This is a genomic window from Corynebacterium sp. c25Ua_47, from assembly GCF_039907205.1.
In the GTDB taxonomy this organism is placed as follows: Bacteria; Actinomycetota; Actinomycetes; order Mycobacteriales; family Mycobacteriaceae; genus Corynebacterium; species Corynebacterium hiratae.
The window spans coordinates 446,306-469,797 of record NZ_JASBOH010000001.1; the positions used below are offsets into that span (position 1 = coordinate 446,306).

A 23,492-nucleotide genomic window follows, 5' to 3' on the forward strand; every position below is an offset into this window, starting at 1 on the left:
AGATTCAGACACAAGGCTCCTTGGGTGCGTATGAAGGCTTCTCGTGGACAGACGGGAAGTAAGGGAGATGGGGAAGGGTGGACAGGAAAAAGAACAACGGCCCAGCATACTAGCTGAGCCGTTGTTCTCTCCACCGCGGCGATTGCCGCGGTGTGTTGCGGAGTTATCCGCAGCGAAGGACGGAGAGCTTAGAAGCGGTCACCGAACTTCTTGAAAGCCTTATCCAGCTTCTTGGAGGCTTCCTTCTGCAGCTTCTCGGCGCGCTTGCGAGCCTTCTTCTGGGCACGCTTGCCATCGAGCGAATCCGCCTTGGCCAGTGCCTCGTCAGCGCGGTCCTGTGCCTTGCCGGCTGCCTTGACCAGACCCTTGCGGGCGGTTTCGGTGTTGTCACGTGCAGCGTCGAGCCAATCGTCCTTGTTCTCCTCAAAGAACTCGCGTGCCGTCTCAGCGGTGTCCTCGACGAAGGAACGCGCGGAGTCGATGAAGTCACGGCCGGCAGACTCCCAGTCATCGCGGTTGTCCTCGACGTAGTCCTTGGCGGTCTCAAACCAGTCATTGGCCTTGGCCGTGACATCGGAAGAAATCTCGTTTGCGCGATTGGAGAAGTCCTCCGCAAATTTCTGCTGTTCGGACTTGCCCGGCAGCGCCTGCTGAATCTTCTTGTTTGCACGCTCAGAGGCCTTAGCAGCGCGCCACCGCACGGAAGGCTTTCCTTCGGTGTCTTGCGTAACGATGGCGAGGGCACCAAGCAGAGCGGTGTTGGTGATGAAGCTGTTGCGCTGTGCTTCCTTGTCCTTCTTGGAATCCGCGGTCCAGAAAGCATTGCCGACCAGGTTGGGGACGTGCGTCAGCGCGAGCACTGCAGCCGAGGTGCGCGGAGCCTTGCCCAGCGCGAGGCTCGTGCCCGCAGCGGTCTTCGCGCCGCCGAGCGCGCGGGTAACCAGCTCTGGGTCATTGGGGATGTAACCCGCGTATTCGCGGGGCAGCACCTTGCGCAGGCGCTTGAGCACGGACTCGGTGTCCGCGACGTGCTCCGAGGTGTTGCGGAGCGTATCCACACCATCCCAGACAAACACGGAGGCCAGCATAGGACGGGCAAATTTACGAATCATAACGTGCTCCATTCAATAGATCTGTAAAGACGTTCGCCACACCATAGTACGCGCGTTAAACAACTGCTGCTGTGAGCGCAGCAGTTAACACGTAGTTACCAGCGTCGCTCCCACCACTCGTCCATGTGCGGGCGTTCCGCGCCGAGCGTGGTGGGGGCCCCGTGCCCGGGGCGGACAATTGCGTCGTCCGGATAGACATCAAAGAGCCGCTGCGTGACATCTTTGTAGAGGCGCACAAAGTCACCTTCCGAGGTGGTCTTGCCCACGCCGCCGGGGAAGAGGGAATCACCGACGAAGAGGTTGGTAACGCCATCAATCTCCGCTGCAATTGCTGCTCCGCCCGGGGTGTGTCCGCGCAGGATAATGACGGGCAGATCGTAACCGGCGAAAGGAAGCGTATCGCCATGCTCCAGTTCCACGTCGACGGGCGCGGGCAAAGCAGGGGCGTCCAAGAAAGAGGAATAGTGAACGGCACCGGTTTCATTCAAGACTTCCTTGAGTGCGCGTACGTGATCCCAGTGGCGGTGCGTGGTCAGCACCGCGGAGATCTTTACTCCGTGGTCGGCGGCTAAAGCGAGCAGCGCGGGGGCGTCAGCGGAGGCGTCGATAAGCAGCGCCTCGTCACCCGCGCACAGCAGGTAGCAATTGTTGTCCATCTCGGACACGGAAATTTTATGAAGCTCAAGCGCGTTGTTCATAAGTCCAACCATACGGGTACATTCTGAATGAGAACTCTCTGAACACACATTCTTTTGTGTAGGAAGGCAACAACTAGTGGCTGATCGTTTGGTCGTACGTGGTGCGCGTGAGCACAACCTCAAGGGCGTGGACATCGATATCCCGCGCGATAACCTGGTGGTGTTTACCGGCCTATCGGGCTCAGGCAAGTCCTCACTCGCCTTTGACACCATCTTCGCCGAGGGCCAGCGGCGCTACGTGGAGTCTTTGAGCTCCTATGCACGCATGTTCCTTGGCCAAATGGATAAGCCGGACGTCGAATTCATCGACGGTCTATCCCCAGCAGTGTCCATTGACCAAAAGTCCACCAACCACAACCCGCGCTCGACGGTGGGAACCATCACCGAAATCTACGACTACCTGCGTTTGCTTTTCTCCCGCGCGGGCACTGCGCACTGTCCTGAGTGTGATGCTGTCATTGAGCGCCAAACCCCGCAACAGATTGTTGATGAAGTCTTAAGCCACGAGGAAAAGCTGAAATTCCAGGTCCTCGCACCGGTCGTTCGCCGACGTAAGGGCGAGTTCGTTGACCTCTTTGCTGACCTCGCGGCCCAGGGTTACTCCCGTGTTCGGGTAGATGGGGAGCTTTACCAGCTCAGTGACCCGCCGAAGCTGAAGAAGCAGATCAAGCACGACATCGATGTCGTCGTGGACCGCCTGCAGGTGAAAGCTTCCCAAAAGCAGCGGCTGACGGATTCTGTCGAGACGGCGCTGCGCTTGGCAGACGGACTCGTCACCCTGGATTTCGTAGACCGCGAAGAGCTCACGCACACTTACTCGGAAAAGGCTGCCTGCCCTAACGGCCACACGCTGACCATTGAGGAATACGAGCCCCGCGCGTTCTCGTTCAACGCGCCTTTCGGTTCCTGCCCGGTGTGTGATGGCTTGGGCACGCGCCTTGAGGTGGATGTGGATCTGTTGATCCCGGACCCGGATGCCCCAGCCGTTGAGGCCATCCAACCATGGACGTCGAGCCCCAATGCGCGGTACTTTGTCAAGCTGGTCGAAGGCCTGGCGAAAGCCCTGGACTTTGATCCGCGCACCCCGGTTTCCGAGCTCACCGAGGAGCAGCGCCACGCCTTGATCTATGGCACAGATGTGGAAGTCAGTGTGCGCTACAAGAACCGCTATGGCCGCCAGCGCAACTGGTCAGCGCCGTTCGAGGGAGCTATCGGCTTCTTGGAGCGCAAGCTCGATCAGGCGGATTCCGAGTCGCAGAAGGACCGTCTCCTTCAGTACACCCGCCGTGTGCCGTGTAACGCTTGTGGCGGTACCCGCCTGAAGCCGGAAATCTTGGCGGTGCGTTTGGCCTCCACCGCGCATGGCGAGCAGTCCATCGCCGGCTTGACGGCACTGTCCATCGAGGAGGCGGCGGAGTTCCTCGACTCTCTCGTGTTGGGCCACCGCGAGGAGATCATTGCTGGTGCTGTGCTCAAGGAGATCCAGGCTCGCCTGCGCTTCCTTCTCGACGTCGGCCTGAACTACCTCACCCTTGACCGCGGCGCCTCCACGTTGTCCGGTGGCGAAGCACAGCGCATTCGCCTCGCAACCCAGATTGGCTCCGGCCTGGCGGGAGTCCTCTACGTGCTGGATGAGCCCTCCATTGGTCTGCACCAGCGCGATAACCAGCGCCTCATCGCCACGTTGAAGCGCCTGCGCGATATCGGAAACACCTTGATTGTGGTGGAACATGATGAGGACACCATCCGGGAGGCGGACTGGCTTGTCGACGTTGGACCGCGGGCCGGCGAATTCGGCGGAACGGTGGTCTATCAGGGCGAGCCCGCCGGCATCGAATCTGTGGAGGAGTCCCTGACGGGGCAGTATCTGTCAGGAAAGAAGAAGCTTGCGGTCCCGGATACGCGCCGTGAGATTGACCCTGAGCGCATGCTCAAGGTGGTCGGCGCGCGCGAGAATAATCTCAAGGGCATTGATGTAGAGATTCCGCTGGGCGTGCTCGTGTGTGTGACAGGCGTGTCCGGCTCCGGTAAATCCACCGTGGTCAACCAGATCTTGGCCAAGACCTTGGCCAACAAACTCAACCGTGCCCGCCAAGTACCCGGTCGCGCCAAGCGCGTTGAAGGCGTGGAACACCTAGACAAGCTGGTGCAGGTGGACCAGAGCCCTATCGGCCGCACCCCGCGCTCGAATCCGGCAACCTACACAGGGGTCTTCGACAAGATCCGTAATCTGTTCGCGGAAACCCAGGAGGCTAAGGTACGCGGTTACAAGCCGGGCCGGTTCTCCTTCAACGTCAAGGGCGGACGCTGTGAGGCGTGCCAGGGCGACGGCACCATAAAGATCGAGATGAACTTCCTGCCCGATGTTTATGTGCCGTGCGAGGTTTGTGACGGTGCCCGTTATAACCGCGAAACCCTGGAGGTCCTCTACAAGGGCAAAAACATCGCCGAGGTTCTCGACATGCCGATCTCGGAGGCAGCCGAGTTCTTTGAACCCATCACGTCGATCCACCGCTACCTCAACACCTTGGTGGAGGTGGGCCTGGGATATGTTCGCTTGGGTCAGGCCGCCACGACGCTTTCCGGTGGTGAGGCGCAGCGCGTGAAGCTGGCCTCCGAACTCCAAAAGCGCACGAATGGGCGCACGGTTTACATCCTGGACGAGCCAACCACCGGACTGCATTTCGAGGACATCCGAAAGCTCATGCTCGTCATTCAAGGCCTGGTTGATAAGGGCAACTCGGTGATCATCATCGAGCACAACCTCGACGTCATTAAGGCCGCCGATTGGATCGTGGACATGGGCCCGGAAGGCGGCTCGGGCGGCGGCACCGTCGTGGCCCAAGGCACGCCAGAAGACGTGGCGCAGGTGGAAGGCTCCTATACGGGAGGGTTCCTCAAGGAGCTGGTGTGATGTTGGGCCACAGAAGTACCCGCACGGCAGCACTAGCCATCAGCATTGCTGCGACAGCCACCATGACGGGGTGTTCCGGACCAGCGGAAGACACATCGCCGCCGGCTCCCGAAGAATCACCAGGCGTGGAAGCACCCGCCAGCTATGACGTGCGCGCCGAATTACGCGATGTCGTCTCTGAAGTAGAGAAGGAGTTCAATGTCCGCGCCGGCGTGGCGGTGGCGGATAGGGAAGGGACTGTCAACGCCGGATTACGCGGTGAAGAGCCTGCGTGGTCGACGGTGAAGGTTCCTATCGCGATTGCCGCGCTGCGCGACGGCGCTAGCCCGGAGCTCGTCGACCTCGCGATTAAGGAATCCGACAATGATGCTGCCTACGCGTTGTGGTCCCACGTGCGATGGACTGAGGGCGATGCTGGGAGCGCAGTAACGGCGCTCTTGGAAGATTATGGTTCGACCGGCGAGTTCGAGGAACCTTTTGGCTACTCCACGTGGCTGCTGCAAGACCAGGCAGAGTTTGGCGCACACTTACCGTGTATTCCGGAAGCAGAACAGGTCTATGACGCAATGGATGACATTGTGGAGTGGCAAGACAACGGATTGGACAAGCTCCCGAACACCCGCGCCAAGGGCGGGTGGGGACTATCCGAGTACGACGACGGTTATACCCACCGCCAAATTGGTGTGCGGGAAACCACCCCATCGGGCTCGAGTAAAGAGTCCACGGTGGGATTGGCCATTGAAGTCACCATGCCGGGTGAGTACGCCGAAGAAGCAATTCCTGCGCTCAACGTTCTTGCTGCTGGAGTGGACCGAGTCGTAACTGAGGCCTTGGAGGCTGGCGCGCTTAAACCGGTGGAGGGCTGCGCACCGCCCACGGCAACGCAGACTGCAGGAACGACATCGGCACGCCGATTTGGTTCCTGAAAAATCAGGTGTTAAAGTAGTGCGCACTACCGCCCGTAGCGCCTCCTCCAGGAGGTACTTGGGCCGCAAGCGGAGTTTCTCCCACCCGAAGCCGCGCCGGACACTAGTTTCGCCGCAGGATAAAGGTTAAGAGTAGGCGCCATACATTGGCGCGTGCTTGAAAAGAAACTCCCGGATGCCTTTGGCACCGGGATTTATTCGTTTGTGGTCACGGTAGGCACACTACTAGCCCCCACAATCGAGGAGAACCACAATCAGCGCTGAAGCTCGCATTAATGAGCGCATCCGAGTACCCGAGGTCCGTCTTGTTGGCCCCGGTGGTGAACAGGTGGGCATTGTCCGTACAGACGATGCTCGCAAGCTTGCGTACGAAGCCGATCTCGACCTGGTCGAGGTTGCCCCGAACGCTAAGCCGCCCGTAGCCAAGATCATGGATTACGGCAAGTTTAAGTACGAACAGGCTCAGAAGGCCCGCGAGTCCCGTAAGAACCAGCAGCAAACCGTGGTGAAGGAGCAGAAGCTCCGTCCGAAGATTGATGATCACGATTACGAGACCAAAAAGGGCAACGTGGTGCGCTTCCTGGAGAAGGGCTCCAAGGTCAAGGTGACCATCATGTTCCGTGGCCGCGAGCAATCGCGTCCGGAGCTGGGTTTCCGCCTGCTGGAGCGTTTGGCTGACGATGTCGCAGAGGTCGGCGTCGTGGAGTCGCGCCCCAAGCAGGATGGTCGCAATATGACCATGGTCCTTGGGCCCGTCCGCAAAGGCAAGAAGTAGACCACGCTCCACTTAGGATTTAAGGATTTAATTCTCATGAAGCAGAAGACTCACAAGGGCACCGCCAAGCGCATCAAGGTGACCGGCTCCGGCAAGCTGCGTCGCGAGCAGGCTAACCGCCGCCACCTCCTGGAAGGCAAGCCTTCCAAGCGCACCCGTCGTCTGAAGGGCACCGAGGACGTCGCCAAGGCAGACACCAAGCGCGTCAAGCGCCTTCTCGGCCGCGCATAGTCAGCGCCGAAACTCCCATCCCCACACACTCACAATCAAGATAAGGAAGTATTACTGTGGCACGAGTAAAGCGCTCAGTTAACGCCAAGAAGAAGCGTCGCGCGATCCTGAAGTCCGCTAAGGGCTACCGCGGCCAGCGCTCCCGCCTCTACCGTAAGGCCAAGGAGCAGTGGCTGCACTCCATGACTTACGCTTACCGCGACCGTCGCGCCCGTAAGTCTGAATTCCGCAAGCTGTGGATCCAGCGCATCAATGCTGCCGCTCGTATGAACGACATCACCTACAACCGCCTCATCCACGGCCTGCGCCTGGCTGAGATCGAGGTCGACCGCAAGATTCTCGCTGAACTTGCCGTCAACGACTTCGAGGCTTTCTCCGCACTGTGCGAGGCCGCCAAGGCCGCACTGCCGGAGGACGTTAACGCACCGAAGGCTGCGTAAGCGTCGAGCGTAGAAACGTCACGAACCCACCGCCCTCTTATGGAGGGCCGGTGGGTTTCTTGTTGTGGGGAGTAGCACCCGCTAGGTTGGCGGGCGTACTGCTCCTCTTTGTGGTTTGTGTTACATTGCTCGTTGTTGTGTAAATCAAGGTAGCCGTTGGCTTCTGGGCCTGCCCTAGGGGCACATGGTGCGAAGGAAAGATAGTTATGACCAACCCGAATAGCGCGTATCAGCCCAATGGCGATGCTTATGGCGGTGGCTCTTATGGCGGACAGTCGCAGCAGTCGAACCCCTTCGGATCATTCAGTGATCAGTACGGTTACAGCTCGGCTCCGTATGGCGGTTCGCAGCAGTCCCAGAATCTGCCCGCACAGCAGGATGCATACCAGTCAAACTATGGCCAGCAGCCACACCCGGGCGGCGAGCAGAAGTCATGGTTGGTAGCGCTGCTCCTGTGCTTCTTCTTGGGCGAATTGGGGGTTTATAACTTCTATATTGGTCGCACGCAGCGCGGCATGTGGCAGTTGGGCCTTGCAATCGTAGGATTCGTTACCTCTTTTATCCTCATTGGCTTTATCCTCATCGGTGCCTTGGTGATCTGGAAGTGGGTCGAGCTCGTATTCATCGCCGGTGGTTTATCTGGCTTTGATAAGGACGCCGACGGAGTTCCGCTAAAGAAATAAAGCCCACCCGTATCCGCGTAGATGACGTGGAGACCAACCGTCCCGCTACCCACTCAAACTTGCTGGGGGAGCGGGACTTTTCAATGTCTGGTTCGGTGGGTACCGTCAAATGCATGAATCTGGATTTTTCCTCTGCCTTTACTGAACGCACCCCGCGCGTGGTTAATGCCGCCAAATTGCACCGGGCGGCCAGCCGCCGAAAGGCGGAGCGTTTCATCATTGAGGGCGAAAACGCCGTGGACGCGGCCGTGTCCACCGGTGCCGCTACGGATGTTTTCGTGACGGAGAAGGCCGCCGAGCGCTTTGCACACATTGTTCAAGCCTGCGGCTACATGGACGTGTATGTGCATCCCATTACGGATAGGGCGGCAAAGCACCTGTCTGACACCGCCACGAGCACCGGGCTCTTTGCCGTGTGCCGCCCAGTGTTGTGGACCGCCGGGAAGATTTTGGCCGGCAAGCCGAAGCTGGTGTCGGTTCCTGTCTTGACGGCGGAGCCGGGCAACGCGGGAACGCTGATCAGGACCTCGGATGCCATGGGTGCCGATGGCGTCATCTTTGCCGGGGAAACCGTGGATCCCTTGGGCTGTAAGGTGGCGCGCGCGTCGGCCGGATCGCTTTTCCATGTGCCCGTAGCCCGAGACCCCAACATCAAGGATGTACTGGGCAAGCTGCGCTCGTCTGGACTGCAAGTGTTGGCTACGGCAGCCGACGGCGAGGTGGACCTCGCCGATGCGGACCTGTCCCAGCCCACCGCGTGGCTTTTTGGCAATGAGGCGCACGGCCTGGGTGATCTGCAGGATGAGGCGGACATGCGTGTGCGCATCCCGATTCTTGGCCGAGCGGAATCTCTGAACCTTGCTACGGCCGCCAGCATTTGCCTCTATGAGTCTGCGAAGCAGCAGAGCAGCTAGCGCCGCCGACGTGCCTGGGTTGGTGGCCACAGAAGTCAGGCGGCACGGTAAGATAGCTCGCGTTAGTTTTTGTGCGAGAAGAAGGTAATCAAGGCACGTGTCCGATACACCTCATATCGAATTGACCGAAGAGGCCCTCGAGGCCGCCGCGCAGAAGGCCATCGCCGCCTTCGAAGCTGCAACCAGCCTCGACGAGCTCACCTCCGCCCGTCGCGAGCACCTTGGTGATAGCGGCTATATCCCGCAGGCCCGCCAATCGCTCGGACAGCTGCCGAAGGACCAGCGCAAGGATGCTGGACGCGCAGTGAACATGGCCCGCGGCAAGGTGGAAAAGCGCTTTGCCCAGATTCGTGAAGTGCTGGAGCAGGAGGCCCGCGCCGCGCAGCTGAAGGCGGAGAAGGTCGATGTCACCGTCCCTACCACCCGCGCGCAGACCGGTGCCCTGCACCCCATCACAGCGCTGTCGGAGCGCATCGCGGACATCTTTGTGGGCATGGGATGGGAAATCGCGGAGGGCCCTGAGGTAGAAGCAGAGTACTTTAACTTCGACGCTCTGAACTTCAAGCCCGACCACCCAGCCCGCACCTTGCAGGACACGTTCCACGTGGGCAAGGAAGGTTCCAAGCAGGTGCTGCGTACCCATACATCCCCGGTGCAGGTGCGCACGATGCTTGACCGCGATGTCCCGCTCTACATTGCCTGCCCGGGCCGTGTTTTCCGTACCGATGAGCTCGATGCCACCCACACTCCTGTCTTCCACCAGGTGGAAGGCCTTGCCGTGGACAAGGGGCTGACCATGGCTCATCTTCGCGGCACCTTGGAGCACTTGGCCAAGGTGCTCTTCGGTCCGGAGACCACCACTCGCATGCGCGTGAACTACTTCCCGTTCACCGAGCCCTCCGCTGAGGTCGATGTCTGGTTCCCCAACAAGAAAGGCGGCGCCGGCTGGATCGAGTGGGGCGGCTGCGGCATGGTCAACCCCAACGTCCTGCGTGCGGTAGGCATTGACCCCGAGGAATACACCGGTTTCGCTTTCGGCATGGGCCTCGAGCGCACCCTGCAGTTCCGCAATGGCCTGACCGATATGCGCGACATGGTCGAAGGCGATGTCCGCTTCACCCTGCCTTTTGGCGTGCAGGCATAGGAACCCAGAGAAAGGATAGAAAGAAAACAATGCTTATTTCCCAAGACTGGGTTACCCGCATCCTGGGCACTGCTAATTCCGGCTGGACCGTGTCCCCTGAGGAACTGGACTCTGGCTTTGTCCGCGTAGGTTTTGAAACCGAGGGCTACGAGGCCCTTCCGGAAACCACGGGCCCGCTGGTTATCGGTCAGGTTGTAGAGATCGAAGAGCTCACCCAGTTCAAGAAACCAATTCGCTATTGCCAGGTCAACGTTGGCCAGGCCAATGGGACGGGGGAGCTGCAGGGCATTATCTGCGGCGCCCGCAACTTCCGCCTCCACGACTACGTCGTGGTCTCCCTTCCGGGCGCTGAGCTGCCGGGCGGGTTCAAGATTGCCGCCCGCGAGACCTACGACCATATCTCCAACGGAATGATGTGCTCCGCAGCTGAGCTGGGCTTCGGACCCAAGGCAGACGGCATCATCGTGCTAGGGGAGGAGGTTGCCGACAAGATTGGTGAGGATGCCCGCCCCCTTATTGGGCTGTCCGATACCGTCTTCGACGTCAACATCACCCCGGATCGTGGCTATGCCTTGTCTGCGCGTGGCCTGACGCGTGAAATTGCCTCCGCATTTGATCTCACTTTCCCCGACGTGGCGCAGGATCCGAGCGTGGCTGGCATCGACACCTCCGTCGTGCCGGCTCCGGAGGGCACGCTTATCGACGTTGACCTGAGGGAGGAAACCAAGGCGCAGCGATTTGGTCTGCGCAAGGTGACCGGTATTGACCCGGCAGCGCGTACCCCGTTCTGGATGGAGCGCGAGCTCATGCTCTCCGGTCAGCGCGCCGTCAACGTGGCTACCGACGTCACGAACTACGTCATGCTGCTTCTGGGCGCGCCGATGCACGCCTTTGACGCCGACGTGATCAAGGGCAACCTCGTTGTGCGCAATGCCAACGAGGGCGAGAAGTTCGAGACCCTCGACCATGTCAAGCGGGAGCTTTCGGAGGGCGACGTGGTCATCTGCGATGACAACGGTATCCAATCCTTGGCGGGCGTCATGGGTGGCACCACCTCCGAAATTTCTGACGAGACGACTGATGTCTACTTCGAGTCGGCCATTTGGGATCCGATCACCGTGGCCCGCACATCCCGCCGCCACAAGCTCTCCTCGGAGGCTTCTCGCCGTTTCGAGCGCGGAGTAGATCCGGCCATCGTTGAGGTTGCGCTGGACGTGGCGTGCGTGCTGCTTCAGCAGATTGCTGGCGGCACGATCGAGGCTGGGCGGACGCTTGTGGGAGACGTCGCCAAGCGCGAGCCCATCTCCCTGCGTGCGGCGAAGCCGAGTGAGTATGCCGGTATCGAATACTCCCAGGAGACCGTGGTGAAGCGCCTTACGGAGGTCGGCTGCGAGGTGTCTGGCGGGGAGGAGCTTTCCGTCGTCCCCGCCTCTTGGCGCGCGGACATCGAAATGGACGTTGATCTCATTGAGGAGATCCTGCGTCTGGAAGGGCTTGAAGACATTCCGACCATCCTGCCCACTCCGGTGGGCGGCCGCGGCCTAACTCCGGCGCAGAAGCGTCGCCGTGCGATCGGACATGGGTTGGCTTACGCGGGCTACGCCGAGGTCCTCCCGTCGCCGTTCATCGCGAACGACACCTTCGACACGTGGGGCTTGGACAAGGAGGATGCGCGCCGCCAGACCGTGGCCGTGCAGAATCCGCTCGAGTCAGACAAGGCGATCCTGTCCACGACGTTGCTGCCCAATCTCCTTGAGGCTATCGCCCGCAACGTTGCCCGTGGCCGCAGTGATCTGGCCTTGTTCGGCCTCCAGCAGGTGGCCTTCAAGCGCGCTGATTCTTCTCCCATGCCGTCGGTGGAGTCGCGCCCAGAGGAGTCAATGGTCGCCGATCTCCTTGGGTCTTTGCCGCTCCAGCCGTTGCACGTAGCCACGGTGGCCACCGGAAACATTGAACACGAAGGGCCGTGGGGAGCGGGCCGCGCCTACAGCTACGCGGATGCTATTGAGTCTGCGCGCCAGGTTGCTCGTTCCGCTGGCGTGGACATCGCAGTGAAGGCAGCTGAGCAGCTGCCGTGGCACCCGGGCCGCTGTGCTGCAATCGTTCTCGCAAGCGATGAGGAGACGGTCGTTGGCTACGCGGGTGAGCTGCACCCGCAGGTCCTTGAGGCCTTGGAGCTGCCAGCACGCACGTGTGCGATGGAGCTCGATGTGTCAGCTCTGCCGCTGGATGAGAAGTTCCCCGCCCCCGTGCTGTCTTCCTTCCCGGCTTTGCACCAGGACATCGCTTTGGTGGTGGACGAGGAAACCCCGGCGGAGACGGTTCGCCGTGTGGTCGAGGAGGGTGCTGGTGATCTCCTCGAGTCCGTGGAGCTTTTCGATGTCTTCCGTGGCGAGCAGCTCGGCGAAGGAAAGAAGTCCCTAGCCTTCCAGCTTCTCTTCCGTGCTGGTGACCGCACTCTGACTGATGAAGAGGCCAACGAGCATCGCCTCGCCGCTGCGGAGTTGGCCAAGCAGCGCCTTGGCGCACAGATGCGCGCCTAAGACTCTGCTGCTTCGCTAGTGCTTCGTTAGTGCTCCAAGCCCGGTTAGCTCTGTGGGAGGTTAGCCGGGCTTTTGTTTAGCCGGGTTTGCGCGCGTTGGGGCAGGTGCTGATGTGGGGAGAGATCCCCTAGCGCTGGAAGGGGTGTGCTCTGCCTCATAACCTCAAGGGTGCAGCAAAGGTGCTGAGTTTCCAGACCAAGCCACACCGAAAGGATTGTTCACACCATGCGTCTTATTTCTCGTCTCACAGCCACCGCCGCCGTTGTCGGCGCACTGACCATCGCCCCACACGCCTCCGCTGACTTGTCCCAAGGTTTCTCCAACGCCGATGGCACCGTCAACTGTGAAGCTTCGAACATCGAAGGAACCTACGTCGCGTGCCTGTCCGAAGGGGCACGGGCCACTAGCCCGCAGTGCAACCCGCCGGGCCGGTTGGCGCCGCGCTTTTTCTACCACGCAGGTCGCTCCAAGGCTGACTGCTTCAACCAGGGGCTGACAACCACGAGCTTCAAGCGCCTGCAGCCCGGCCAGGTTCACCAGTTCAATGAGGTTGTAGCCATCGCGGATGCCCAGGGCGGTATCCACTTCGTCGGCCCGCATGGCTACCTAGGCTATGCAGGAAAGACCGCCGTATCGGGTGCGGAGGGACTGGGGAACGTCTCGTCCCGCGTCATGTAAACCTTCCTGAACCCTACTTTTCCTCACCTGTGCGCCGAGCTGTTCGGCGCATTTTTTCTGAATAACATACGGCGGAATGCATTATTTGCTAGAGTAGCTGCATGACTATTTCAGTAGCAATCGCCGGAGCTACGGGCTATGCAGGTGGCGAAATCCTCCGTCTCTTGCTGTCGCACCCAGCGTACCTCTCCGGGGAGTTGCGCATCGGCGCGCTCACCGGGCACTCCAACGCAGGTCAGCGAGTATCTGAGCTCATGCCGCACCTGCCGCAACTGGCGGACCGCGTCATCGAGGACACCACGCCGGAGATTCTAGCTGGCCATGACATCGTTTTCCTCGGTTTGCCGCACGGGCACTCCGCGGAGATCGGCCGCCAGCTGGGGGAGTCCGTCACGGTGATTGACTGCGCAGCTGACTTCCGCTTGCGTAGCAAGGAAGACTGGGACGCGTTTTATGGTGGTGAGTACGCCGGTGCTTGGCCTTATGGAATCCCGGAGGTTCCCGGCAATCGTGAGGAGCTTAAAGGTAGCAACCGCGTTGCCGTACCGGGGTGCTTTCCCACCACGATTACCCTGGGTGCGCTGCCGGCCGTAGCGCAGGATCTGATTGAGCCAGATCTGTCGGTGATAGCAATCACCGGGGTGTCCGGGGCAGGCAAGAAGGCCTCCGTGGCACAGCTAGGTGCGGAAACTATGGGCAACCTCAAAGCCTATAAGCCAGGCGGGACACACCGGCATACCCCGGAGGTCCTGCAAAACCTACAGCCTTTTACGCAGCAACCGGTGTCTGTGAGTTTCACTCCGGTGCTGGCGCCGCTGCCTCGTGGCATTCTGGCGACGATTACGGCGCCGTTGAAGGGGGGCGTCGACAAGCGCACAGTCGCCGAGGCCTTCCGTGACTTTTATGCTGATGAACCATTCTGCCTCGTCCTGCCTGAGGGCCAACAGCCAGAAACGCAAAACGTGGTGGGCAGCAACATGGTCCATATCCAAGCACACGTGGATGAGCGCGCCCGCCGTCTCGTGATTACCGCGGCTCTGGACAACCTGTGCAAGGGCACCGCCGGCGCTGCGGTCCAGTGCATGAACCTGACTTTGGGATGGGAAGAAACCCTGGGCCTTCCACAGGCAGCAGTTGCCCCTTAAGAGGCACCCCTACTTTCCCAAGCGTTCCGCACCGCCTTCCTCAACTCACTTCCACACGAACTAGGAGAAACTCGACATGATTACCGCCCCTGCAGGATTCCTGGCTGGCGCAACGACAGCCGGAATCAAGCCCTCCGGAAAACCCGACATGGCCCTCGTGGTTAACCAGGGTCCTAATTTCGACGCCGCTGCGGTCTTCACGCGCAACCGCGTGGTGGCCGCACCCGTGAAGCTTTCCCGCGAAGCAGTGGCCGACGGCACTGTTCAGGCCGTCATTTATAACTCCGGCAACGCGAATGCCTGCAACGGCGAACAAGGAGACAAGGATGCCGCGGCGATTGTGGCAGCCACGGCTGAGCACACGGGTATCCCTGCCGCCAACATCGCGGCGTGCTCGACGGGACTTATTGGAGAGCTCCTTCCCATGGATAAGGCATTGGCTGGCGTCGAAGTGGTTGCCGGAGACCTTGGCGCGGATGCAGCTCACGGTAAGTCCGCGGCGGAGGCCATCATGACCACCGATACCGTAGCTAAAGAAGCACTCATTGAGGCCGAGGGCTGGAGCATGGGTGCGATGGGCAAGGGCGTAGGCATGATGGCGCCGTCACTGGCCACCATGTTGGTGTGCATCACCACCGACGCTGTTGCCTCCTCCGAAGCCTTGCACTCGGCGCTGCAGGCAGCGAGTGCTCAGACTTTCAATACGCTCGATGTGGACGGCTCCACATCGACGAATGACACGGTCATTATCATGGCTTCCGGTGCTTCCGGGAAAGAACCTAGCCAGGAGGAGTTGGATGCTGCGGTTCTCGCGGTGTGCGCCGATATCGCGGATCAGCTTCAAGCCGACGCCGAGGGCGTGACCAAGCGCGTGAAGATCATCGTGGAAGGCACCGCTACCGATGAGCAGGCGCTCAACGCCGCGCGCACTTTGGGCCGCGACAACCTGTTCAAGTGCGCCATGTTCGGATCGGACCCCAACTGGGGCCGCGTCCTCGCCGCTGTCGGAATGGCGGATGCCGAGATGGATCCGGACAACATCTCCGTGTTTTTCAATGACCAAGCAGTGTGCGTCGGTTCCACTGGCGCGCCCGGCGCGCGCGACGTTGATCTTTCCGGGGCTGATATTGATGTGCGCGTGGACTTGGGCACCGGGGGAACCGGCACAGCTTTCGTCCGCACCACCGACCTGTCTCATGACTACGTGGAGATTAACTCCGCGTACAGCTCTTAAGAACGCGCGAGGAGGAACAATGCTTCAGGGACTAAGTAATGCTGACCGCGCCACTGTGCTCGCGGAGGCCTTGCCATGGCTGCAGCACTACCGCGACAAGATTGTGGTCGTGAAATATGGCGGCAACGCGATGGTGGATGATTCCCTTAAGGCCGCCTTCGCTGCCGATATGGTTTTTCTGCGCACCGTGGGCGCCAAGCCCGTCGTGGTCCATGGCGGTGGGCCGCAGATCAACGACATGCTGGGCAAGCTGGGAATTGAAGGCGAATTCAAGGGCGGTTTCCGTGTGACCACTCCGGAGATCATGGACGTGGTTCGCATGGTCCTTTTCGGTCAGGTGGGGCGTGGCTTGGTCAACCTCATTAATTCACATGGCCCGTATGCCGTGGGTACCTCGGGTGAGGACGCTGGGTTGTTTAAGGCGCGCAAGCGGCTCGTCCAGGTCGATGGTGAGCCGACTGATATCGGCATGGTGGGAGAGATCGTCAGCGTCGATCCCACCGCCGTCATGGACATTATTGAGGCCGGGCGTATCCCGGTTGTGTCTACTATCGCGCCCGGTGATGAAGGCGAGGTGTACAACATCAACGCAGATATCGCGGCCGGGGCCTTGGCGCGAGCGTTGGGCGCCGAGCGCTTGGTGATTCTCACAAATGTGGAGGGCCTGTACACCGATTGGCCGAACCGCGACTCCTTGGTGTCGAAGATCGAGATTGACAAGCTCAGCGCGCTCCTCCCAGGCCTGGATTCCGGAATGATCCCGAAGATGGAGTCCTGCCTCATGGCCGTGGAAGGCGGAGTCAGTGCCGCGCACGTCATCGACGGGCGCATCGCCCACGCCGTGCTGCTGGAGCTGTTGACTATGGGAGGAATCGGCACGATGGTGCTGCCCAATGACTATAACCGCGAGGACTACCCGGAGGGAACGGTCTTCAGGAAGGACGATAACAAGTGACCGCGCAGACCAAGTTGACAGAGCGTTGGGGTCAGGTGCTCAGCAACACCTATGGAACCCCACCCGTTGCCATCGTGTCCGGTAAGGGGGCCACGGTGACCGATGAAGACGGTAAAGACTACATCGACATGCTCGCCGGTATCGCGGTGAACTCGCTGGGCTACGCCCACCCGGCCATCGTCAAAGCGGTGAGCGCCCAGGTGGCCGCAGTAGGCCACGTGTCCAATCTTTTTGCCAGCGAGCCCGTGGTCGAAGCCGCCGGGAAACTCCTAGACAAGGTGGGAGATAGCGAGGCACGTGTCTTCTTCTCTAACTCCGGCGCGGAAGCTAATGAGGCGGCCTTTAAACTGGCTCGTCTGACCGGCCGTCGCCGCGTCCTTGCAGCGCACCACGGTTTCCATGGCCGGACAATGGGTTCTTTGGCCATGACTGGGCAGCCCAGCAAACGCAAAGCCTTTGAACCTTTCCCGGGCGGAGTGGAGTTTTATACCTATGGCGACATCGACTACCTGACTGCTTTGGTGGAGCAAGATCCGGAGGACACCGCCGCCATTATCTTGGAGCCCATCCAGGGGGAGACGGGTGTCATCCCGGCACCTGAAGGTTTCCTGACGGCGGTGCGTGAGCTCTGCACCAAGCACGGCATCCTCATGGTCGTGGATGAGGTGCAAACGGGTGTGGGGCGTACCGGTGACTTCTTCGCCTTCCAGCATGAAGGCATCCTCCCGGATGTCATCACCATGGCGAAGGGGCTGGGTGCTGGCATGCCTATCGGTGCCACCATTGCGCGTGGTCAGGCCGCAGACCTTTTCACTCCGGGCTCCCACGGCACGACGTTTGGCGGCAATCCTGTCTCGTGTGCGGCGGCGTCAACGGTGCTGGAGCTTGTCGACGTCCCCTTCCTCGCCGAAGTCACCCGCAAGGGCGAGTGGTTGCGGCAGGAGATTGGTAAATCCCCTGCGGTGCAGTCGGTGAGGGGCCGAGGGCTTATGCTAGGTGTTGTATTAAATAAGTCGGTGGCCAAGGAAGTCGTGGCTGCAGGTTTGCAGCATGGGCTAATCCTCAACGCCCCAAGTAGCGAGGTCGTACGCTTGACCCCGCCGCTGGTGATCACCGATGAAGAACTCACCCAGGCGGTGGAACGCCTGCATAAGGTACTGGAGGAAGTTGCATGAGTGTGCGCCATTTCTTGGCCGATGATGACCTCACGCCGCAGGAGCAAGCCGAGGTGCTCGACCTGGCTCTAAGGCTTAAGAAGGATCCCTTCTCCGAGCGCCCGTTAGAGGGGCCGAAGTCGGTGGCGGTGCTCTTTGACAAGACGTCGACGCGCACGCGTTTCTCCTTTGAGGCGGGAATTGCTCACCTGGGCGGCCACGCCATCGTGACGGAAACTAAGTCGACGCAGATGGGCAAAGGGGAGACCTACCAGGACACCGCAGCGGTGCTCTCCCGTTTCGTTGAGGCGATCGTGTGGCGCACATATGCGCATCAAAACCTTCTGGACATGGCGGAGACTGCGACGGTACCAATTGTCAACGCCTTGTCCGATGACCTCCATCCCTGCCAGATCTTGGCGGACTTGGTGACCTGCCGTGAGAACTTCGGGGACCTTACTAGACTGAAGGCCGTCTACCTAGGGGATGGCAACAACAACATGGCAAATTCCTACATGCTGGGGTTTGCTACTGCTGGCGTGGAGATGACCATTGTTGCCCCGGAGGGTTTCCAGCCGCAGGCGGAGTTTGTTGAGCGTGCCCGAAAGCGGGGTACGGTGACGGTGACCGATTCCCTTGACGGCGTGGACGGCGCTGATGTTGTCATTACAGACACGTGGGTGTCCATGGGCCAGGAGGATGATGGCAAGGACCGCCGCACACCGTTCTTGCCCTATCAGGTGACCGCGGATGTGATGTCCCGCGCTAAGGACGAGGCAATCTTCCTGCACTGTTTGCCGGCCTACCGCGGCAACGAAGTAACTGCTGAGGTAATTGATGGGCCCCAGTCGCGCGTTTTCGACGAGGCAGAAAACCGCCTCCATGCGCAGAAGGCGCTGCTGGTCTGGCTCCTTGCGGCTCAAAAGGAGAACTAAACGAATGACTACGACCCCAACTACACGCAATGCCCGCCAAGCCAAGATCTTGGAGATCTTGGATCGCACCCGGGTCACCAGCCAAGTTCAGCTCTCAGAGCTCCTGCTCGATGAGGGGATTGATATCACGCAGGCTACGTTGTCGCGAGATCTCGATGAGCTGGGAGCCAAGAAGGTCAAGCGCGATGGCGGGCGGTCCTTCTACGTGGTGGGCGGTGAGTTGGAGCAATTCGAAGATCAGCTCAACGGCCCGCGAGAGAAGCTCCGGCGCATGCTTGATGAACTGGTGGTGTCCCATGACTTCTCTGGCAACATCGCCATGCTGCGCACCCCGGCGGGCGCTGCGCAGTACTTGGCCTCCTTCATCGACCGCGTGGGACTTCCAGACGTGGTCGGCTGCATCGCGGGCGATGACACGATCTTCGTCCTCGCGCGCGAAGGGTTGACCGGCCGCGAGCTTGGTGAGAAACTCACCAACCGCAGCATTTAACATTTATACGTAAGTCTGTATAATATAAATAAGTTCGATTTTTTAGCACCTGTTTGTCTTAAAGGAGCCAATTACTATGACTGCACGCGTTGTGCTTGCCTACTCTGGCGGTCTCGATACCTCTGTCGCTATTCCTTACCTGGCCAAGATGACCGGCGGCGAAGTCATCGCCGTCTCTCTTGACCTCGGCCAGGGTGGCGAGGACATGGAGTCCGTGCGCCAGCGCGCCCTCGACTGCGGTGCGGTCGAGTCCATCGTCGTTGATGCCAAGGATGAGTTCGCAGAGGAGTACTGTCTGCCCACCATCAAGGCAAACGGCATGTACATGAAGCAGTACCCGCTGGTATCGGCCATCTCCCGCCCGCTCATTGTCAAGCACCTCGTTGAAGCTGCTCAGGCTCACGGCGGCACCCACGTCTCCCACGGTTGCACCGGCAAGGGTAACGATCAGGTGCGCTTTGAGGTCTCTTTCCGCGCGTTGGATCCGGCTCTGGAGATCATCGCCCCGGCGCGTGACTACGCTTGGACCCGCGATAAGGCCATTGCCTTCGCTGAGGAAATCAACCTTCCGATCGAGCAGTCCGCTGCGTCCCCGTTCTCCATTGACCAGAATGTCTGGGGCCGCGCGGTAGAGACCGGTTTCCTAGAGGACCTGTGGAACCCGCCGACAAAGGACCTGTACGCCTACACCGAGCAGCCGGACCTGGGCAATGCCCCGGACGAGGTGACCATCACTTTTGACAAGGGTGTTCCCACTGCTATTGACGGCAAGCCGGTGACCGTCCTCCAGGCTATCGAGGAGCTTAACCGCCGCGCTGGTGCCCAGGGCATTGGCCGCCTCGACATGGTGGAGGACCGCTTGGTAGGCATCAAGTCTCGCGAGGTCTACGAGGCCCCTGGTGCCATGGTGCTCATCAAGGCTCACGAGGCGCTGGAAGACGTCACCGTGGAACGCGAGCTGGCCCGTTACAAGCGCCTCACGGACGCTCGCTGGTCCGAGGAGGTCTACGATGGCCTCTGGTTCTCGCCGCTGAAGCGCTCCCTGGATGCTTTCACCGAGTCCACCCAGGAGAACGTCACCGGCGATATCCGCATGGTTCTGCATGCTGGCACCGCCACCGTCAACGGCCGTCGCTCTGGCCAGTCGCTGTACTCCTTCGACCTGGCTACCTACGACACCGGCGATACCTTCGATCAAACCGCGGCCAAGGGCTTTGTCCAGCTGCACGGCCTGTCGACGCAGATCTCCAACCAGCGTGACCGCGACGGCGGTTTCCCCACCGGTAAGTAAACCAGCACAGCCAAGGTCAAGGTAAGGAATCGATGCACAAGACTAACGAGGGTGCGCTGTGGGGTGGCCGCTTTTCGGGCGGCCCCTCCGAGGCGATGTTTGCCCTGTCCGTATCCACCCACTTCGACTGGGTCCTCGCCCCCTATGACGTGCTGGCCTCCAAGGCTCACGCCAAGGTCCTGCACAAGGCCGGATTGCTATCCGACGCTGACTTGGACACCATGCTTAACGGGCTGAGTGAGCTAGGGGAGAAGGTTGCTTCTGGTGAATTCACCCCGCTGCCGACGGATGAAGACGTCCACGGTGCGATGGAGCGCGGTCTCATCGACATCGTAGGACCTGAGGTCGGCGGCCGCCTGCGCGCTGGACGCTCCCGCAATGACCAGGTGGCAACGCTGTTCCGGATGTGGATTCGCGATGCCATTCGCGATATCGCACTTCAGGTCACGGATTTGGTGGAGGCTCTGGCCAGCCAGGCCGAGGCCCACCCGGATGCCATTATGCCGGGCAAGACCCATTCCCAGGCGGCGCAGCCGGTGCTGCTGGCACACGAGCTGCTCGCTCATGCCCAGCCGCTGCTGCGCGATATCGAGCGCCTGCAAGATCTGGATAAGCGCTTGGCGGTGTCCCCTTATGGTTCTGGTGCGCTTGCGGGCTCCTCGCTGCACCTGGATCCGGAGGCGATTGCCGAGGAGCTGGGCTTCGATTCTTCCGCGGAGAACTCGCTGGACGGTACGGCAGCGCGTGACTTCGCCTCCGAGACGGCCTTCGTACTCACCCAGATCGCGGTGGACATGTCCCGGCTGTCGGAAGAGATCATCTACTGGTGCACCCCGGAGTACGGCTATGTCACCCTGGATGATGCCTGGTCGACTGGTTCCTCGATCATGCCGCAGAAGAAGAACCCGGACGTTCCGGAGCTGACCCGCGGTAAGACCGGCCGACTCATCGGTAACCTCACCGGCCTGTTGGCAACGCTCAAGGCGCAGCCTTTGGCCTATAACCGAGACCTGCAGGAGGATAAGGAGCCCATCGTGGACTCGGTGGCGCAGCTGAACCTCTTGCTGCCTGCCATGACTGGGCTGGTGGAAACCCTGACCTTCCATGAAGACCGCATGCGTGAGCTGGCCCCGCGTGGCTTTACTTTGGCCACCGACCTGGCCGAATGGATGGTGCGCCAGGGTGTGCCGTTCCGTGAGGCGCATGAGGCTTCCGGTGCCTGCGTGCAGATCGCGGAGTCTCGCGGTGTGGATCTGGTGGACCTCACGGACGAGGAACTGGCGGGCGTCGACAAGCGCCTGCTTCCGGAAGTTCGTGAGGTGCTGACCATTGATGGGGCAGTGGCATCCCGCTCCACCAAGGGTGGCACCGCTGGCGTTCGCGTGGTGGAGCAGCGCGAAAAGGTTCGCGAGCGCGCTGGCGCCGCGCGGGAGTGGGCCAAAACTACACTGCGCTAGTCCGCACAGAGAATGAATAACCGCATGGTCTTTTCAGGCCATGCGGTTCTTTTGTGCGTGGGGGTAGAAAACAAATCTATTACTACTGGGCATCGATGTGCTGGGTTGCACTGTGGGGGTATTGAAGTGACGGAAGTCTCATTAGGTTGTTATAACGTTTTCTTAGGGAATGTGAAGAAAGGCACGTTCGCAACTTTGAAAGGACTACCTTCCTAATGGCAGATACACTTCGCCCGCCCAACACGGAGTCTCACGAGAAGGAGAAAGCGGTCTATGCTTCGGAAGACCACGGACTTCAGAAGGGGATGGGCAATCGCCAGCTCCAGATGATTGCCATCGGCTCTGCGATCGGTACCGGTTTGTTGCTCGGTACCGGCAGCCGTTTGCAAACCGCTGGACCATTTCTCGCAGTTTTGTATTTGGTCTGCGGTTTCTTCGGTTACATTATCTTGCGCTCGCTCGGCGAACTCATCGTCTACCGCCCAAGTTCGGGTTCTTTCGTGTCCTATGCGCGTGAGTTTTACGGTGAAAAGACTGCCTTCGTTACCGGATGGCTCTACTGGGGCAACTGGGCTGCGACCTTGGTGGCCGACGGCACAGCCGTGGCCATCTACATCAAGTGGTTTGGCCAGTACACTTCCTGGCTCGACGCTGTCCCGCAGTGGTTGCTCGCTCTTGGCGTGGTGTGCAGCATCCTGTTGTTCAACATGTTGTCGGTGAAGATCTTCGGTGAACTGGAGTATTGGTTCTCCATGATCAAGATCATCGCGCTGTTGATTTTCATGGTCGTGGCTATCGGCGTGGTGATTATGGGTCACCCGAATGGTGACGCGACGGGCTTTAGCCTGATATCCGATGCCGGTGGCTGGCTGCCCAATGGCCTGCTTCCCGCCGTCATCGTCATCCAGGGTGTGGTCTTCGCCTACGCCGGTATCGAGCTGGTGGGCACCACCTCCGGTGAGACCAAGGACGTGGAGAAGCACATCCCACGCGCGGTCAACAGCGTCCTGTTCCGCATCGTGGTCTTCTACTTCGGTAGTGTGCTGCTGCTGACCCTGGTGCTGCCGTACACCAGCTACGTTGCGGAGGTATCGCCGTTCGTGACCTTCTTCGAATCCCTCGGCGCTGGTTATGCCGCACCGATCTTCCAGCTGGTCGTCATCACCGCGGCAATTTCCTCGCTAAACGCCGGACTGTATTCGACGGGCCGCATCATGTACAACATGTCTACTGCCGGCTCCGGGCCGAAGTTCGGCGCGCGCATGTCCAAGTCCGGTGTGCCCTATGGTGGCATCGTGATGGCCGCCTTCGTCGGCCTTGCCGGTGTGTTCCTCAACTATGTTGTGCCTGAAATGGCCTTCGAAATCGTGCTGAACTTGGCGGCGCTGGGAACACTGGCGTCGTGGGCTGCAGTGGCCTTGTCACACATCAAGTTCGTGCAGCTGGCCAAGAAGGGGCGCTATACCCGCCCGAACTACCGCTCGCCATTCGGTCAAGCTGGTGACTGGTCCGTTCTCGCTTTCATCGGCGTGGTCATCATCCTCATGGCTTTCGATTACCCCATCGGAACCTTCGCTTTGGCCTCAACGCTACTTCTCATCCCAGTGTTTGCAGCAATGTGGTTTGCCTGGCGTGAGCGAATCTACGCGATTGCGGCGGAGAGGAAGGCCAAGCACCTGCCGACCTCGCGCTTCCCGGCCGCACCGCAAACGGACCTTCACCCCAGGAACCGAAACGCACAGCACAGCAAGAACCAAGACAAGAACTAAGAAT

At 60.3% G+C, this 23,492-nt stretch carries 21 protein-coding genes; 19 read left to right on the forward strand and 2 right to left on the reverse strand.

The features are described from left to right. Positions 1-188: 188 nt before the first annotated feature. Together QKE52_RS02095 and QKE52_RS02100 are read right to left on the reverse strand one after the other, a co-directional pair. Positions 189-1,112, reverse strand: coding sequence for a DoxX family membrane protein (locus QKE52_RS02095; protein WP_046648534.1), 924 nt, complete (start codon positions 1,110-1,112; stop codon positions 189-191). A gap of 95 nt (positions 1,113-1,207) precedes the next feature. Then, entirely contained in the window at positions 1,208-1,810 is a 603-nt protein-coding gene (locus QKE52_RS02100; protein ID WP_046648533.1) for an MBL fold metallo-hydrolase, read from the reverse strand. 76 nt (positions 1,811-1,886) lie between these two features. Here QKE52_RS02100 and uvrA point away from each other — a divergent pair, with 76 nt between their 5' ends. From uvrA to QKE52_RS02195, 19 genes are all read left to right on the forward strand, one after another. After that, the gene (gene uvrA / locus QKE52_RS02105) at positions 1,887-4,724 is read left to right on the forward strand and encodes an excinuclease ABC subunit UvrA (protein ID WP_175973024.1); all 2,838 of its coding nucleotides are present in this window, start codon (positions 1,887-1,889) and stop codon (positions 4,722-4,724) included. After that, positions 4,724-5,650, forward strand: a complete 927-nt coding sequence (locus QKE52_RS02110; protein ID WP_347947973.1) for an S-adenosylmethionine synthetase — start codon at positions 4,724-4,726, stop codon at positions 5,648-5,650. Before uvrA ends, QKE52_RS02110 begins: the two co-directional genes overlap by 1 nt. A 253-nt stretch (positions 5,651-5,903) precedes the next feature. Continuing rightward, a complete protein-coding gene (infC, locus tag QKE52_RS02115; RefSeq protein WP_080975058.1) occupies positions 5,904-6,425 on the forward strand; it encodes a translation initiation factor IF-3 in 522 nt (173 codons plus the stop codon). A gap of 36 nt (positions 6,426-6,461) precedes the next feature. Next, on the forward strand, positions 6,462-6,656 hold the full coding sequence (gene rpmI, locus QKE52_RS02120; protein WP_010190075.1) for a 50S ribosomal protein L35: 195 nt from the start codon (positions 6,462-6,464) through the stop codon (positions 6,654-6,656). 56 nt (positions 6,657-6,712) lie between these two features. After that, positions 6,713-7,096 carry a 50S ribosomal protein L20 gene (gene rplT, locus QKE52_RS02125; protein ID WP_005323264.1) on the forward strand — a complete coding sequence of 128 codons (384 nt, stop codon included), beginning with the start codon at positions 6,713-6,715 and terminating at the stop codon, positions 7,094-7,096. Between the two features lie 206 nt (positions 7,097-7,302). Further along, positions 7,303-7,779 (forward strand): TM2 domain-containing protein, encoded by a 477-nt coding sequence (locus QKE52_RS02130; RefSeq protein WP_347947975.1) that lies wholly within the window; start codon positions 7,303-7,305, stop codon positions 7,777-7,779. Between the two features lie 113 nt (positions 7,780-7,892). Further along, positions 7,893-8,693, forward strand: a complete 801-nt coding sequence (locus QKE52_RS02135; RefSeq protein WP_347947976.1) for an RNA methyltransferase — start codon at positions 7,893-7,895, stop codon at positions 8,691-8,693. Between the two features lie 97 nt (positions 8,694-8,790). Next, positions 8,791-9,837 carry a phenylalanine--tRNA ligase subunit alpha gene (gene pheS, locus QKE52_RS02140; protein WP_347947977.1) on the forward strand — a complete coding sequence of 349 codons (1,047 nt, stop codon included), beginning with the start codon at positions 8,791-8,793 and terminating at the stop codon, positions 9,835-9,837. Positions 9,838-9,866: 29 nt separating this feature from the next. Continuing rightward, positions 9,867-12,380, forward strand: a complete 2,514-nt coding sequence (pheT, locus tag QKE52_RS02145; protein ID WP_347947978.1) for a phenylalanine--tRNA ligase subunit beta — start codon at positions 9,867-9,869, stop codon at positions 12,378-12,380. 225 nt (positions 12,381-12,605) lie between these two features. Beyond that, positions 12,606-13,058 carry a hypothetical protein gene (locus QKE52_RS02150; protein WP_046648527.1) on the forward strand — a complete coding sequence of 151 codons (453 nt, stop codon included), beginning with the start codon at positions 12,606-12,608 and terminating at the stop codon, positions 13,056-13,058. A gap of 101 nt (positions 13,059-13,159) precedes the next feature. Further along, a complete protein-coding gene (gene argC / locus QKE52_RS02155; protein WP_071406739.1) occupies positions 13,160-14,203 on the forward strand; it encodes an N-acetyl-gamma-glutamyl-phosphate reductase in 1,044 nt (347 codons plus the stop codon). 76 nt (positions 14,204-14,279) lie between these two features. After that, positions 14,280-15,437, forward strand: a complete 1,158-nt coding sequence (gene argJ / locus QKE52_RS02160) for a bifunctional glutamate N-acetyltransferase/amino-acid acetyltransferase ArgJ (RefSeq protein ID WP_070700335.1) — start codon at positions 14,280-14,282, stop codon at positions 15,435-15,437. A gap of 19 nt (positions 15,438-15,456) precedes the next feature. Beyond that, positions 15,457-16,392 (forward strand): acetylglutamate kinase, encoded by a 936-nt coding sequence (gene argB, locus QKE52_RS02165; protein WP_070679811.1) that lies wholly within the window; start codon positions 15,457-15,459, stop codon positions 16,390-16,392. Then, positions 16,389-17,567, forward strand: coding sequence for an acetylornithine transaminase (locus QKE52_RS02170; RefSeq protein WP_347947979.1), 1,179 nt, complete (start codon positions 16,389-16,391; stop codon positions 17,565-17,567). The genes argB and QKE52_RS02170 overlap by 4 nt, the downstream gene beginning before the upstream one ends. After that, positions 17,564-18,481 carry an ornithine carbamoyltransferase gene (gene argF, locus QKE52_RS02175; RefSeq protein WP_347947981.1) on the forward strand — a complete coding sequence of 306 codons (918 nt, stop codon included), beginning with the start codon at positions 17,564-17,566 and terminating at the stop codon, positions 18,479-18,481. The genes QKE52_RS02170 and argF overlap by 4 nt, the downstream gene beginning before the upstream one ends. A 4-nt stretch (positions 18,482-18,485) precedes the next feature. Further along, entirely contained in the window at positions 18,486-18,971 is a 486-nt protein-coding gene (locus tag QKE52_RS02180) for an arginine repressor (protein WP_046648521.1), read from the forward strand. Positions 18,972-19,047: 76 nt separating this feature from the next. Further along, positions 19,048-20,262, forward strand: coding sequence for an argininosuccinate synthase (locus tag QKE52_RS02185; protein ID WP_010190050.1), 1,215 nt, complete (start codon positions 19,048-19,050; stop codon positions 20,260-20,262). Positions 20,263-20,294: 32 nt separating this feature from the next. Continuing rightward, positions 20,295-21,719: an argininosuccinate lyase gene (gene argH, locus QKE52_RS02190; RefSeq protein ID WP_347947982.1), complete on the forward strand. Its 1,425-nt coding sequence runs from the start codon at positions 20,295-20,297 to the stop codon at positions 21,717-21,719. Between the two features lie 305 nt (positions 21,720-22,024). Then, complete coding sequence (locus QKE52_RS02195; protein ID WP_257995552.1) at positions 22,025-23,488, forward strand: amino acid permease; 1,464 nt, start codon at positions 22,025-22,027, stop codon at positions 23,486-23,488. Positions 23,489-23,492 lie beyond the last annotated feature (4 nt).

Bases quoted from the DNA above. Each gene is read 5' to 3' on its own strand.
- QKE52_RS02185 (WP_010190050.1), top strand. From the start codon at position 19,048: ATGACTGCACGCGTTGTGCTTGCCTACTCTGGCGGTCTCGATACCTCT.
- argF (WP_347947981.1), top strand. From the start codon at position 17,564: ATGAGTGTGCGCCATTTCTTGGCCGATGATGACCTCACGCCGCAGGAG.
- pheT (WP_347947978.1), top strand. From the start codon at position 9,867: ATGCTTATTTCCCAAGACTGGGTTACCCGCATCCTGGGCACTGCTAAT.
- QKE52_RS02195 (WP_257995552.1), top strand. From the start codon at position 22,025: ATGGGCAATCGCCAGCTCCAGATGATTGCCATCGGCTCTGCGATCGGT.
- argH (WP_347947982.1), top strand. From the start codon at position 20,295: ATGCACAAGACTAACGAGGGTGCGCTGTGGGGTGGCCGCTTTTCGGGC.
- rpmI (WP_010190075.1), top strand. From the start codon at position 6,462: ATGAAGCAGAAGACTCACAAGGGCACCGCCAAGCGCATCAAGGTGACC.
- argB (WP_070679811.1), top strand. From the start codon at position 15,457: ATGCTTCAGGGACTAAGTAATGCTGACCGCGCCACTGTGCTCGCGGAG.
- QKE52_RS02150 (WP_046648527.1), top strand. From the start codon at position 12,606: ATGCGTCTTATTTCTCGTCTCACAGCCACCGCCGCCGTTGTCGGCGCA.
- QKE52_RS02110 (WP_347947973.1), top strand. From the start codon at position 4,724: ATGTTGGGCCACAGAAGTACCCGCACGGCAGCACTAGCCATCAGCATT.
- QKE52_RS02135 (WP_347947976.1), top strand. From the start codon at position 7,893: ATGAATCTGGATTTTTCCTCTGCCTTTACTGAACGCACCCCGCGCGTG.
- QKE52_RS02180 (WP_046648521.1), top strand. From the start codon at position 18,486: ATGACTACGACCCCAACTACACGCAATGCCCGCCAAGCCAAGATCTTG.
- argC (WP_071406739.1), top strand. From the start codon at position 13,160: ATGACTATTTCAGTAGCAATCGCCGGAGCTACGGGCTATGCAGGTGGC.
- QKE52_RS02095 (WP_046648534.1), bottom strand. From the start codon at position 1,112: ATGATTCGTAAATTTGCCCGTCCTATGCTGGCCTCCGTGTTTGTCTGG.
- argJ (WP_070700335.1), top strand. From the start codon at position 14,280: ATGATTACCGCCCCTGCAGGATTCCTGGCTGGCGCAACGACAGCCGGA.
- QKE52_RS02130 (WP_347947975.1), top strand. From the start codon at position 7,303: ATGACCAACCCGAATAGCGCGTATCAGCCCAATGGCGATGCTTATGGC.
- QKE52_RS02100 (WP_046648533.1), bottom strand. From the start codon at position 1,810: ATGAACAACGCGCTTGAGCTTCATAAAATTTCCGTGTCCGAGATGGAC.